Annotated in this window: 13 protein-coding genes; 9 read left to right on the forward strand and 4 right to left on the reverse strand. The window is 30.5% G+C overall.

Translation table 11 applies throughout. From position 1 onward, the window contains the following. The first annotated feature begins 53 nt into the window (after positions 1-53). The 7 genes from hemB (at position 54) to hemF (ending at position 6,268) form a co-directional block, all read left to right on the forward strand. The gene (gene hemB / locus N2251_RS03945; RefSeq protein WP_260585410.1) at positions 54-1,019 is read left to right on the forward strand and encodes a porphobilinogen synthase; all 966 of its coding nucleotides are present in this window, start codon (positions 54-56) and stop codon (positions 1,017-1,019) included. Between the two features lie 83 nt (positions 1,020-1,102). Continuing rightward, positions 1,103-2,392: a glutamate-1-semialdehyde 2,1-aminomutase gene (hemL, locus tag N2251_RS03950; RefSeq protein ID WP_260585411.1), complete on the forward strand. Its 1,290-nt coding sequence runs from the start codon at positions 1,103-1,105 to the stop codon at positions 2,390-2,392. A gap of 11 nt (positions 2,393-2,403) precedes the next feature. Continuing rightward, positions 2,404-2,847 carry a protease complex subunit PrcB family protein gene (locus N2251_RS03955; protein WP_260585412.1) on the forward strand — a complete coding sequence of 148 codons (444 nt, stop codon included), beginning with the start codon at positions 2,404-2,406 and terminating at the stop codon, positions 2,845-2,847. Position 2,848: 1 nt separating this feature from the next. Next, positions 2,849-3,874, forward strand: coding sequence for a uroporphyrinogen decarboxylase (gene hemE, locus N2251_RS03960; RefSeq protein WP_260585414.1), 1,026 nt, complete (start codon positions 2,849-2,851; stop codon positions 3,872-3,874). A gap of 26 nt (positions 3,875-3,900) precedes the next feature. Beyond that, positions 3,901-4,518: a TlpA family protein disulfide reductase gene (locus N2251_RS03965; protein WP_260585415.1), complete on the forward strand. Its 618-nt coding sequence runs from the start codon at positions 3,901-3,903 to the stop codon at positions 4,516-4,518. A 72-nt stretch (positions 4,519-4,590) separates the two neighbouring features. Next, positions 4,591-5,337, forward strand: coding sequence for an EI24 domain-containing protein (locus N2251_RS03970; protein WP_260585416.1), 747 nt, complete (start codon positions 4,591-4,593; stop codon positions 5,335-5,337). 28 nt (positions 5,338-5,365) lie between these two features. Further along, complete coding sequence (hemF, locus tag N2251_RS03975; RefSeq protein WP_260585417.1) at positions 5,366-6,268, forward strand: oxygen-dependent coproporphyrinogen oxidase; 903 nt, start codon at positions 5,366-5,368, stop codon at positions 6,266-6,268. 18 nt (positions 6,269-6,286) lie between these two features. Here hemF and N2251_RS03980 read toward each other — a convergent pair whose 3' ends face one another. Continuing rightward, a complete protein-coding gene (locus tag N2251_RS03980) occupies positions 6,287-8,923 on the reverse strand; it encodes a DEAD/DEAH box helicase family protein (protein WP_260585418.1) in 2,637 nt (878 codons plus the stop codon). Positions 8,924-9,234: 311 nt separating this feature from the next. On the opposite strand from N2251_RS03980, the gene N2251_RS03985 reads away from it, so the two are divergent. Together N2251_RS03985 and N2251_RS03990 are read left to right on the forward strand one after the other, a co-directional pair. Further along, complete coding sequence (locus N2251_RS03985; RefSeq protein WP_260585419.1) at positions 9,235-10,533, forward strand: dihydrolipoamide acetyltransferase family protein; 1,299 nt, start codon at positions 9,235-9,237, stop codon at positions 10,531-10,533. A gap of 102 nt (positions 10,534-10,635) precedes the next feature. Next, the gene (locus N2251_RS03990; protein WP_260585420.1) at positions 10,636-11,373 is read left to right on the forward strand and encodes a DUF6263 family protein; all 738 of its coding nucleotides are present in this window, start codon (positions 10,636-10,638) and stop codon (positions 11,371-11,373) included. A 55-nt stretch (positions 11,374-11,428) separates the two neighbouring features. Here the strand turns inward: N2251_RS03990 and N2251_RS03995 are convergent, their stop codons facing one another. From N2251_RS03995 to N2251_RS04005, 3 genes are read right to left on the reverse strand one after another with little or no spacing between them, the layout of a single operon-like run. Beyond that, positions 11,429-12,106, reverse strand: a complete 678-nt coding sequence (locus N2251_RS03995; protein ID WP_260585421.1) for a GNAT family N-acetyltransferase — start codon at positions 12,104-12,106, stop codon at positions 11,429-11,431. After that, on the reverse strand, positions 12,099-12,989 hold the full coding sequence (locus N2251_RS04000; protein ID WP_260585422.1) for a TIGR01777 family oxidoreductase: 891 nt from the start codon (positions 12,987-12,989) through the stop codon (positions 12,099-12,101). The genes N2251_RS03995 and N2251_RS04000 overlap by 8 nt, the downstream gene beginning before the upstream one ends. Beyond that, the gene (locus N2251_RS04005) at positions 12,982-13,989 is read right to left on the reverse strand and encodes an alpha/beta hydrolase (RefSeq protein ID WP_260585423.1); all 1,008 of its coding nucleotides are present in this window, start codon (positions 13,987-13,989) and stop codon (positions 12,982-12,984) included. The genes N2251_RS04000 and N2251_RS04005 overlap by 8 nt, the downstream gene beginning before the upstream one ends. Between the last annotated feature and the right edge of the window lie 9 nt (positions 13,990-13,998).

Genomic DNA, 13,998 nt, shown 5'->3' on the forward strand with positions numbered 1-13,998 from the left:
AAAAGTTGTCAATAGAGAACATTTTTTCAATTTTTTACTTTTAACTAAAATTGATGTTTAGAACACGTAGGTTAAGAAAAACAGAAGGAATCAGAAGGTTGGTAAGAGAAACCAAATTATCTGTAGACGATTTTGTTTATCCTTTATTTATAGAAGAAGGAACGGGAATTGAAAAAGAAATAGTTTCAATGCCTGGTATTAAACGTTTTTCTTTAGATACAATTTCTAAAGAATTAGATGAGGTTGTTGCATTAAATATTCCCGCTGTTTTATTATTCGGAATTCCATCTGAAAAAGATGAAGAAGGAACTGAAACTTGGAATGATAACGGAATTATGCAACAAGCAATCCGTTTTATTAAAAAGAACTATCCAGATTTATACGTAATTACTGATGTTTGTTTTTGCGAGTATACTTCACACGGGCATTGCGGAATTATTCACGACAACGATGTTGATAACGATGCAACGTTGGTAAATTTAGCAAAACAAGTTATTTCTCACGCAAAAGCAGGAGTAGATATGGTTGCACCATCAGGAATGATGGACGGAACGATAGATATGGTTCGCCAATCTTTAGATAATACAGGTTTTGTAAACTTGCCAATTATGGCGTATTCAGTAAAATATGCTTCAGCTTTTTACGGGCCATTTAGAGATGCGGCAGATTCTGCACCAACTTTTGGAGATAGAAGAACCTATCAAATGGATCCTTCTAATAGAGATGAAGGAATGCGTGAAGCTACTTTTGATGATCAAGAAGGAGCAGATATTTTAATGGTAAAACCAGCGTTATCGTATTTAGATATCATTAGAGATTTAAAAAATAATTTCGACCGACCAATTGCATGTTATAACGTAAGTGGAGAATATGCAATGGTTAAAGCCGCAGCTGAAAAAGGTTGGATTGATGGCGAAAAAGTAATGATGGAAAGTTTACTATCTATGAAAAGAGCAGGAGCTGATATTATTATTACCTATTTTGCAAAAGAAGCAGCAAGAGTAATACAAAACAAATAACGTCATTACGATAAAGAACGACGAAGTAATCTATTATTTAAAAGATTATTTCAGTTTGTTCACGATGACAAAATCCAAATAAGATGGAATTTAAAAAATCACAAAAGTTATATAAAAAAGGATTAAAGCACCTTGTTGGAGCAGTAAATTCTCCGGTAAGAGCATTTTCTTCAGTAGGAGGGAATCCGTTGTTTATCAAAAAGGCAAAAGGAAGCATAATTACAGATGTTGATGGTAATACGTTTGTAGATTTAGTATTGTCTTATGGGCCAATGATTTTAGGTCACCGTCATAAAAAAGTTCAGAAAGCAATAGATAAAGCTTTAAAGAACGGTTATACTTTTGGTGCATCAACAGAAAACGAAATTAAATTAGCAAAAATAGTTTGTGATGCTTTTCCAGGAATGGATAAAGTCCGTTTTGTTAATTCAGGAACAGAAGCCGTTTTAAGCGGAATCCGTTTGGCAAGAGCATTTACAGGAAAAGATAAAATTATAAAATTTGCAGGTTGTTATCATGGGCATCAAGATGCTTTATTAGTAGCAGCAGGTTCTGGTTTAGCAACCTTAAGTTTACCGGGCTCTAAAGGAGTTCCTGAAGGAGCGGTTAGAAATACGTTAATAGCAAAATATAATGATTTAGAAAGTGTAAAAGCACATTTTGAAGAGCACGATGATATTGCTGGGGTTATTTTAGAACCAATTGCAGGTAACATGGGAGTTGTAATTCCACAAAATGATTTCTTAAAAGAGTTAAAAGCATATTTAGAAACTAAAGGAGCTTTGTTAATTGTTGATGAGGTAATGACAGGTTTTCGTTCTAAATTTGGTGGAGCACAAGAATTATTAGGTGTAGAAGCAGACATCACATGTTTAGGTAAAGTTGTTGGTGGTGGTTTTCCGGTAGGAGCTTACGGAGCATGTAATGAAATTATGCAAGAAGTTGCACCATTAGGAGGAATGTATCAAGCAGGAACTTTAAGTGGTAATCCGATTGCAATGGCAGGAGGAATAGCTACCTTAACAGAGTTAAAGAAACAAAATCCGTATGAGAAATTTAATGAGATAGCTCAAATTATTGAAGTATTCTTATTAGAAAAAGCAAAGAAACACGGTGTAGAAATTACGGTGAATAGATTTGGATCTATGATCAATCCATTTTTCACGAATGTTACCGTAACTAATTTTGATGAAGCACAAACTTCGGATACTAAAAAGTTTGCTACTTTCTTTTGGGAAATGATGCATAACGGAGTTTTCTTACCTCCATCTCAGTTCGAAGCATGGTTTTTATCATCCGCTTTAACAGAAAAAGATATTCAAAAGATTGCTAAGGCAATTGATAAAGGAATGGAAGCGGTGGCTAAAATGTAAAACAACTATTTATGAAAATTATTCTAACCATTTTTTTTAGTCTTTTAATGAGTTCATGTCCTAGTAATAACAACCAAGAAACAGCTGAAATGATTTCTATATATGAAGGTAGTTTAAAAGGTGACGGTTCAGAAGGATTTACAAAACAAAATATTGTAATTAACTCGACAAAAGAATGGCAAGATTTCTTAACTAAAATAAGTGTTGATAATCAATTTAAAGATGCTATTGATTTTTCAAAACAAACAATTTTAGTAGCAGTTGATAGTAAAAGAAATACAGGAGGGTTTTCTATAGAGGTATCAGAAATAATAAAAAAGGAAGGAAAGTTTCAAGTTACAATTTCGTCTGAAGGACCAAAGCCAACAGATATGGTAACAATGGTGCTTACACAACCAATACATATTGTTAAAATAAATAAAACAAGCAAAGAAATAGTCTTTGTAACGAAATAGTATGATTAAAAACGACTTATTTTTAAGAGCATTAAAAGGAGAAACTGTTGATCGTCCACCAGTATGGATGATGCGTCAAGCAGGAAGATATTTACCAGAATTTCAAGTAATTAAAAAGAAATACGATTTCTTTACACGCTGTCAAACTCCAGAATTAGCTTCTGAAATTACTGTGCAGCCAATTCGTAGATACGGAATGGACGCGGCTATTTTGTTTTCAGACATCTTGGTAATTCCACAAGCAATGAACATTGAGGTACAAATGAAACCTGATTTCGGACCTTATTTACCAAATCCGATTAGAGATCAAAAAGGATTAGATACTGTAATCATTCCTGATGTTCATCAAGAATTAGGTTATGTGATGGAAGCGATAAAAGCTACTAAAGAAAAGTTGAACGATGAAGTTCCTTTAATTGGTTTTGCAGGGTCTCCATGGACAATTTTATGTTATGTAGTACAGGGTCAGGGATCTAAAAATTTCGACAAAGCAAAAGAATTTTGTTTTACAAAACCAGTTTTGGCACACCAATTGCTTCAGAAGATAACAGATACCACAATTGCTTATTTAAAAGCAAAAGTAGAAGCAGGTGTAAACGCCGTTCAGGTTTTTGATTCTTGGGGAGGAATGTTGTCTCCAACAGATTATCAAGAATTTTCATGGCAATACATTCAACAAATTATTGATGCTTTAAAAGACGAAGCACCAGTAATTGCTTTCGGAAAAGGTTGTTGGTTTGCTTTAGATAAAATGGCAAAATCAGGAGCTGCTGCTTTAGGTGTAGATTGGACGTGTTCAGCAAGAAATGCACGTTATTTATCAGGAGGAAATATAACTTTACAAGGTAATTTTGATCCCTCTAGATTATTATCTCCACCAGCCGAAATAAAAAGAATGGTACATCAAATGATAAATGATTTTGGTAAAGATAAATATATTGTTAACTTAGGGCACGGAATTTTACCTAACATTCCGCTTGAAAATGCGAAGGCATTTGTTGATGCGGTGAAAGAGTATAGTGTATAAAATTTAACCCCCATAAATAATTGAAAATGAAAAAATTACTACTTTTATTAACCCTGTTAGTAGGCACACAAAGTTTCTCGCAAAAGAAGATATATTACAAAGATATTGTTGATGATTGTATTACTGTTTCAGGAAATGATGCAGCAATGTTAGAAGATATTGTGTATAATTGTATAAAAGATAAGCATATCTCTAATTATGATTTCACGTCGGTAGATGGAGAAACGATTAGTACAGATGCTATTGATATACCTATTGTTTTGTTGGCTGCAGCTACGTGGTGTGCACCTTGTTGGGGAGAAATACCAGCATTGAATAAGATGGTTGAAAAGTATGATGGTAAAGTAAAGTTTATAATGTTGTTTTGGGATACTGAAAAAGGTGTAAAAAGAATGGCTAAAAAACTAGATAAAAGAATTTTCTTGGTAGCATCTAAAGAATTAACAAAGAATAGAGCGACTATAAGAACTTCAGGTTTTATTCATAAGTTAGATTATCCATCAGCATATTTAATAACTGATAGTAAAAGAATTTTAGATTTTAAAAGAGGCGCGGTATCACCAACTAAAAGTATGGGTTGGGATGAAGTAAATAAAATTAACGAAAAAGAATTAGATAGTTTTATTAAACCTGTCTTTAAATAAAAAATAAAAATATAGTATGAAAACCTCTTTCTTATCAGAAAGAGGTTTTTTATTTTAGTCAAAAAAATAAAAATGATTCAGAATATACTAAAGGGAATACAAGCTTATTTCGGTGCGTTTCAATTAATATCAAAACTTAAACTGTGGCAATATTTTATTGTTCCAATAATTATTAGTGTTTTAACTGCCTTTTTAATTGGAGTTTCAGCGTATGCTTTATCAGATAACATAGGTCATTACATTGCTGGAATTTGGAAATGGGAATTTGGGAAGCAAACATTTGAAATGATTAGTACTTTTTTTAGCGGACTGTTAATAGTTGTAATTGGTTTGCTTTTATACAAGCATATTGTAATGGCATTATCGGCACCTTTTATGAGTCCGGTTTCAGAAAAAATAGAACATTATTTAACAGGAGAAACACATCAACATAGAAAAACTTCTTTTCAAGAACAATTGATAAGAGGTATTCGAATAAACCTAAGAAACCTTTTAAGAGAACTATTTTTTACGATACCTATTTTACTTGTTAGTTTTATACCTATTATAGGTTTCTTCTCTGCAATTTTGTTATTTATTATGCAAGCATATTATGCCGGTTTTGGGAATATGGATTATACCTTAGAACGTCATTTTAAGTACAAAGAGAGTATCAGTTTTGTAAAGAAAAATAAAGGTACAGCAATAGGAAACGGACTTATATTTATGCTGTTTTTATTAGTGCCTGTTATTGGAGTTATACTTGTATTGCCATTATCGGTAACAGCGGCTACGACCGAAACTATTAAGAATATTCAACTAAAAAAAGCAATAGAATAAGTATTTTTGCTTCTCAAGAATTAAAGAAATGAAAGATCAGTTTTACGCATATATTCAACAATTACAAGATACAATTACTGCTAAATTAGAAGCAGTAGATGGAGAAGCAAAATTTAAAGAAGATAATTGGAAACGTACAGAGGGTGGCGGTGGAAGAACTCGTGTAATAGAAAATGGAAACATTTTTGAAAAAGGAGGCGTAAATATTTCTAAGGTTTTTGGAGAATTACCAGAAGCATTGCGTAAGCAATTTGGTGTTGAAAGTGGTGATTTTTTTGCCTGCGGATTAAGTTTAGTATTGCACCCTAAAAATCCGTTTGTACCAACAGTACACGCAAATTGGCGTTATTTTGAAATGTATGATGGCGATGGAAATATAGTTACACAGTGGTTTGGTGGTGGACAAGATTTAACACCTTATTATTTGTTTGATGAAGATGCGATACATTTTCATTCGGTTTGTAAAGATGCTTGCGATAAACATAGCAAAGAGTTTCATCCGAAGTTTAAAGAAACTTGTGATAATTATTTTTGGAATGCTCATAGAAATGAAGCTCGTGGAATTGGAGGTTTGTTTTTTGATTATTTAAAGCAAACGGAAGAGTTTTCAATGCAAGATCGTTACAACTTTGTAACAGAGGTAGGTAATAGTTTCTTAAACTCATATGTGCCTATTGTTGAAAAAAGGAAAGATATAACATATACTAAAGAACAAAAAGATTGGCAAGAAGTTAGAAGAGGGCGCTATGTAGAGTTTAATTTAGTGCATGATAGAGGTACTTTATTTGGATTAAAAACAAACGGGCGCATCGAAAGTATCTTAATGAGTTTACCGCCTGTAGTTCAGTGGGTTTATAATCAAGAACCAGAAAAAGGAAGTGAAGAAGCTAAATTATTAGAAGTTTTAGAAAAACCTAAAAATTGGGTTTAAATAACTTAAAGGTTAAGGTTATTTCCAAATTATATTTTTCCTTGTAACTTCATTATGTATGTTATGAACATGAAATAATCGTGCTCTTAAAAGATGTTTTCGTCCACGAATACTTCTAGTGTAAATAAGTTTAGATTTGCCAAGTTGATGATTCCAATGTTTTTGAAATAGTAACGCTTGTTCTTTTCTTTTGCTTAAAATATCAGGAATAGGATAAAAATTTTGAGTGTTTAATTTTTTACGAAACCAATTGGTTTTAATTATTAAATATTTGGGATTGTCAATAGGTTGTAATAATTCCTCTAAGGTCTTAATAAATAAATTGCTTTCATATCTATTAGCACCATTAATAGTACAAGTAACATCGCCCATAGATAGTAAATTTACAACGATGTTAATTTCTTTTTTTGGAGTGGTTATTTCTTCCAATTCATATAAAGAGTTTAAGATAGCATAAGCCATTTTACGTATTTTTTTATGAACAAGACCATAGTGAAAATACATTTTAAAGGTTTTATAAAGTTTATAACCAAAAGACAAACCTAGGGTAGTTAGTAAAGAATATAAAAAATAGTAAAAACCTTTATACGCTATTAAATTAAAGTTTTTGAAGATAAATTGAGGAAAAAATAAGGCGAGACTAATTAAAAGTTCAAGAATTGAATACTTAACAAAATCGTTTAAATAGGTTTTTTTTTGTTTTAAAAAAGCTTGATCTTTTTTATGATACAGCTTTATTTCGTGAGAAACTTCTTTTTTAAAACGGACTGTGTTTTTCCATTTTTCTGATATTAAAGACCTGTTTTTAGAGATAGCCTTAGCGTTATCATTTAGTATATTTATGTTTTCATCAAGAATAACATTGGGCAACCCTAAGCGTTCAATTCCGTTAGAAATAATATTTTCATCATTGTTTGAAATCCCTATAAAAGCATCAAAACGCTTTTTAAGTACCTCTAAATCTTTTCCGCCATAAATATCAGAAGTATCAATACATGCCAAATGCCAAATAATTCCGGTTTTATCAGGCACGTTATTATCAATTCTGATAGCTCTACCACGCATTTGATTTGAAGTAACAAAAGAACCTACTACAGATGCTAAAATTAAACTATTAATAGCGGGCGCATCCCATCCTTCGCCTAATAAAGATTTAGTTCCCACTAAAATTTTAATATGACCTAATTCAAATAATTTTGTAATAGTTGCTACTAGCGTGTTTTTAGAAGATGATTTTGATTGTATAATAACAAACTCGGTATCAGAATTTAAAGAGGTTTGTGTGTAGTTTGTTATCGAATCAATTAAATCTAATTTAGCAATACAACTACAATGAATAATAACCAAACTGCCAGACAGTACAGCCAAGTTTTGTTTATTTTTTGTACTTATTCTTATATGATGAAAAATAGGCACGACACCTAATTTATCAATACTTTTTACCTCGGTAGCAGTAACATCAAGATATTCTTTTCTGATATAATCAGATAATACAACGCAGCGTAGTTGCTCCTTTAAATTGATTTGTTCTTGTTTTACAATAGCAACGATACTCTTTAATTTACTCGGGCTATTGCTAAGTGATTTATATAAAAAAGTATTTCCAATTAAGTTAACTTTTTTATTACTGTATAGAGATAGTTTTCTTAGTTTTTTTTCTAAAGAATTAACGTAAGTTTCATGTACAATTAATTCGTTTCTATCAATAACAAGAATATGTTGAAAAAGAATTTCAATCCATTTATGTGTTATTTTAGGGAACTCAACAAACTCATCTTTTTCAAAACCTAATATTGATAATTTTTCTCTTGAAATAACGATGCCAGCTTCATTTAAAAAAATAAGTATTGCAGAAAAAAAAGTAGAAAACTTATAAATTTCGTTTATATTTTCTTCTGTTTTATTATAAAATCGATGTTGTTTTATAAAATTGATAAATTCTTTATCTTTTAATAGATCAGTAATAAAATTGGCGATTTTTAACCTAAAATCAACAATAGTATTAATTTCTTTATTTTCAGGTTTAGAAAAGTAAACGATATCTTGGTGCGGACATAAATTATTTTCTTTAACTAAATCTGGTACCAGAATTTCATCATCAATTTCACCACATAAATTAAAATATTTTTGAATTTCAGAAATCTCACTATCGTATGGTGGCGTTGCGGTAAGTGCAATTATTGTTTGTAAATGTTGTTGTTTTAACTCAAATAAACATTTCCACCATTCATTTTTTAAATGATGTGCTTCGTCTAGCAATAATACCTCAATATTGTTTTTGGTAAAGAATAAAAAGTAGTCTTCTTTATTATCAAATGTTTTGTAAAAAGAATATAAACCTTGGTAAGTAGAGAAGGTAATATCAGCAGGTTTTTTTATATCAAAAGAGAATTCTTTAAAATCACAATCTTCCGTAAAAAACTCTTGCAATCTATTTTCCCATTGATTACGAATTGTTAAAGTTGGCGCTAATACGATAGTCTTTTTACCTATTCTTTTTAAAATTTCAATACCTAAAATAGTTTTTCCAGAGCCAGGCGGAGCAACAATATGAAAATGATTATCTTCTATGTGCTTAGAAAAGTTAGATAATATTTTGTCTTGGTAAGGACGCCAAGTGTGTGAAAATTTAAGTTGTTTAATTGTAGTTGACAAGTAACGCAGTGGTTGTTTATAAAAATAAAATTATTTATGAAAGTAAAAATAATAAAATAAGTTTTAATACTATTTCTATTCTTTAATTGATTAGAGAATACAGCTATTGATAAAATAAATTCATTATTGTTTTGATAAATCCATAATTTTACAAGATGCTATTGGAGTTAAATAATAAAATACTTTGATAAAATGCTTTATTATTGTGAATAATTTAAAATAGGTGTATTTTTTTTGTGAATATTTTAATGCTTAAAATATTGAAAAATGCATGTTTTTTAGTAATTTCGCGAAAGATTAAAAAAGATACAATGGCTAGATTTGAACTAAAGTTGCCTAAAATGGGCGAAAGTGTTGCAGAAGCAACGATTACTTCTTGGGTTAAAGAAATAGGAGAGACTATTGAAATTGATGAAACAGTTGTTGAAGTAGCTACAGATAAAGTAGATAGTGAGGTGCCTAGTGAAGTTGAAGGAACCTTAGTAGAAATATTATTTGATAAGGATGATGTTATTCAAGTAGGTCAGACTATTGCCATTATTGAAACTGAAGGAGGTGATACCCCTTCAAACGATACCCCTAAAAAAGCTGAAATAAAAGAAGCTGTGGTAGCAGTAGAGAAAACAGTAGAAGCTGCAAAGGAAGAAGTTTCAGTGACTATTGATACTTCATCTAGTGATCGTTTTTATTCTCCTTTAGTAAAAAATATAGCAAAAACAGAAGGGATTTCTTTCTCTGAATTAGAAACTATTAAAGGAACAGGAAAAGAAGGAAGGGTTACTAAAACAGATATTTTATCTTATTTAGAAAATAGAGGTAACCAACCTAAAGATGTTGTTTCTCCTGCTAAAGCTGAAAAGCCTAAAGCAAAAGCGCAAGCAGCACCAGTTACTTTAAGCGGTCAAGACGAGGTTATTGAAATGACACGTATGGGTAAATTAGTTGCCAAACATATGGTAGATTCTGTTCAAACATCTGCACATGTGCAGTCATTTATAGAAATAGATGTTACCAATATTGTTAATTGGAGAAATAAAGTAAAGAACGCATATCAAGAAAGGGAAGGAGAGAAGCTAACCTTTACGCCAATCTTTATGCAAGCCGTTGCACAAACAATAAAAAAACACCCGATGATTAATATTGCTGTTGATGGCGATAAGATTATTAAAAGAGGAAATATTAATTTAGGTATGGCAGCAGCTTTACCTGATGGTAATTTAATTGTACCAGTAATTAAAAACGCAGATCAGTTAAGTTTAGTAGGAATGACTAAACAAGTAAATGATTTAGCAGGTCGTGCTCGTGGAAATAAATTAAAACCAGACGATATTCAAGGAGGTACTTACACTGTTACAAATGTAGGTAGTTTTGGAAGCATTACAGGAACACCAATTATAAACCAACCGCAAGTAGCTATTTTAGCCTTAGGAGCAATTGTAAAGAAACCAGCTGTTATTGAAACACCAGACGGTGACTTTATAGGAATTCGTCAAAGAATGATTGTTGCTCATTCTTACGATCATAGAGTTGTAAATGGAGCTTTAGGTGGAATGTTTATTAAAACATTAAAAGAAATATTAGAATCTTGGGATGTAAATCAAGATTTTTAAATAACAACATAGTATAGTAAACAAAGGCTTAGGAAATTTTTCTAAGCCTTTTTGTTTTTGTGTATATTCGCTACAAGAATAATTAAAATTAAAAATTTAAAAATGAAAAATTTATTAGTTGTATTGTTATTAGGAGTAACAATGGTAAGTGTAGCTCAAGAGAAAGTATTACTTCGTTTAAATTATGAAAAAGGCGATGTTTATGAGATGAAAATGGAAATGTCTCAAAAAATGGGTGCAGGTTTAATGTCTATGAATACAAAAATGACAATGCATCAAGAAATTAAAGTCGTTTCTGATGATACATACGAAAGTGATATGAAAATTACTAATATGGTAATAAATGTTTCACAAGGAGGTCAATTAATGTCATATGACTCTAGTAAAAAAGAGGAAGAGTTAAGTCCTACAGATGAAGTTATGAAGGCTCAAATGGCACCAATGATGAAAGTATTAATAACAACGAAAGGAGACAATTTAGGTAAGATTATCGAAACAAAAGTTGAGCCTAATATTCCTAATGCAAATAATTTAACACAACAATCTAGTAATGTAGTTTATCCTGAAAAAGCAGTTTTAGTTGGTGATACTTGGTCTATGAATAAAGATGCAAACGGAATGAAATTGAATTTCGTTTATAAAGTAAATTCAATTACAGCTAAAAATGTGTTGTTAGATATTTCTGGTAATGTAGAAGGAGTTGGAACAGGTAATATTAAAGGAACCATGAATATTGATAAAAAAACAGGTGTCGTTTTAACCTCTAAAATAGAGATGTTAATGAAAGTTCAAGGACAGGATTTAACAACAAGTATGAATATGAGTATTACTAAAAAGTAAACACTATTTTCTGCCACTATCCTAAGAAAAGCTCAGACAGTACTGTCTGAGCTTTTTATTTTTTATGAAAAAGCCACCAATTCATTTCTCTTGTTAATTTATAGCCTAACTTTTCATACAGGCTAATGGCAGTGTTTCCCTTTGTGGTATGTAAAATAGGATGTTTGTTTGCTTTTAATATTTCTTTAGTAACATGAGTAGTTAGTTGTTTAGCAAAACCTCTACCAGTGTAATCAGGATGTGTAACTACAGCGCTTACTTCAATAAAATCGTTAGTTTGCATTCTTTGTCCGGCTATTGAAACGAGTTTATTGTCTTTAAAGATACCGAAGTATTTACCCATTTCAAAAGTTCTTTTTTTAAAATATCCAGGCATAACTAACCAAACTAAATCATATATTTCATTGATGTGTTTAGAAGTAAGTGGTATAATTTCTTCTTTGATTTCTACCTCAATTAGATCTTGTAATACCATTTGACAACCTTCTATTTTTCTATCTAAAGTAACGAAATTGGTATCGTAAATTGGAATTTTATTTTCTGTAACTAAGAAGAAACTATCCGTAAATTTTGCATATTCGTTTAAAGCCTCTGCTGTTTTTGATGTATCAATAAAAGCTCCAAAAGGACAAATTTCAGGATCGTAAAATTGTACGCCATCATATTTAATGGCTATGTTTTTATGAGTTTCATTTAAAGAATACCAAACCGGATTTTTTAGTTTATCATTCATTATGATAAATGTTTTTTAAAGCTGATTTTAAATCAGTAAATATAAAAGAATAAATAGCAGATGTCTTTACAGAAGATACTCTGCTACCTTTTAGTAATATAGAAGACATTTCACCTAAAACCATTTTTAAAATAAATGATGGGGCATTAAGTGGAAATATAGGTTTAGCAATAGTTTTTGATAATTTTTTAGTAAAACTTTTATTCGTTTCATGTTCGGGAGCAATAGCATTATAAACTCCCGTAAAATGAATGTTTTCAACAGCCTTTAAATAAATATTGCATAAATCATCAATATGAATCCATGGCATGTATTGTTTTCCATTACCTAAAGTAGCTAAAAATAAAGGTGTATTTATCTTTGGTAAAGCACCACCTGATTTAGCGAGTACAATACCTGTTCGTAAAATAGTTACAGGAATATTTAGTTGGCTAAATTTATGAGTAGCTTTTTCCCATTCAATGCAAACTTTAGCAATAAAATCATTACCTGAAATATGATCCTCAGAAAATATTTCCTCAGAAGTGAACGCGCCATAATAGCCAATTCCTGAGGCAGATATGAAACCTTTTAACTCAATTTTCAGTTCTTTAATTTTGGTGAAAAGCAAATTAGCAGATTTCACACGGCTATTAATAAGTTCTTGTTTTCTTTTGTTAGTCCATTTTTTATTTGCAATACCAGCTCCAGCTAAATGGATAATATGTGTAATATCTTTAAAGGCGTTACCATCAATAAATCCATCAGAAATATTCCAAAGAAACTCATTTTTTTTCTTCGGATTTCTTGAAAGTATAACAACTTCATGGTTTTTAGAAATTAATTTTTTTTGAAGCTCTTTTCCAATTAATCCTGTTCCCCCAGTTATAAGAATTTTACTCATTTTTTAAAATTGGTTTTAGTTTTAAAACAGTATCAGCAAAATGATATATTTCTTTTTCTACCGTTTTATATTCTTCAGTAAAAAAGCGAGAAGCAATAGAATGATTTTTAGCTTCTGGAATTGCTACTTGATATTTGTTTTTATCAGTAGTAGAAATTTGGTTAAACATTTCTTTCATCCGTTTAACAGAAACAGTTTTGTCTTGTTTTTCTTCATTTTTGTAGTAGTATGCCATAAATAAAGGTTGTTTTATTTTTTCAAAAACTTCTTGTTTCATTGTAACTTGTATCAATGATTTTAATTGAATTATTGCTTCAATCCTATACTTGGAATACCAATACTTTTCTGCACCATTAGGAGGTGTCCAACTTTGATAATCGCCTCCCATAATAATTTTTAACAATTGTTTGCCCCAAGGTTTTGTAACTAAGTTGGAGTTGGTATCATAAACATCAATATTTGGTGATGATAAAATTAAAGCTTCAATTTCAGGATTTTCAGAAGCTAAAAATAACCCAGCAGTTGCACCTGTACTTACACAAAATAAAATTACTTTTTCTCCTAGTTGTTTACCTATTGCAATTGCTTTTTTAGCAGATTCTAAATATCCTTCCGCAGTAAATTCTAGCAATGGTTCCTTATCTTTTAAACCGTGTTTAAATAATCTTGGTGCATATAAATTTACTCCATATCGTTTAGAAAAATTGGTGTAAATAACTTCTGTTTCGGCAGGACTTGCAGAAAACCCATGTAAATAAACAACAGAGTATTTTGTTTTTTTAGGAATACTATCAGCCCAAATTAATCGAGAATGATTTCCTTCTCGTATATTTGGATTCTTATTTTCTTGTAAAAAGGTATCATCTATTTCTAATAAACTATTTGTGTTTTTAGAAATTTTAGTTGTTAGGTTTGGTTGTTTAGCTTTAGGACCAATAGCATATATAACAAGTAGTAAAATTAAAAATACTCCTAAATATTTAAGTGTTTTTTTTAGCATTTAATTGAT

The sequence above is a fragment of the Tenacibaculum haliotis genome, from assembly GCF_025215075.1.
Lineage (GTDB): Bacteria > Bacteroidota > Bacteroidia > Flavobacteriales > Flavobacteriaceae > Polaribacter > Polaribacter haliotis_B.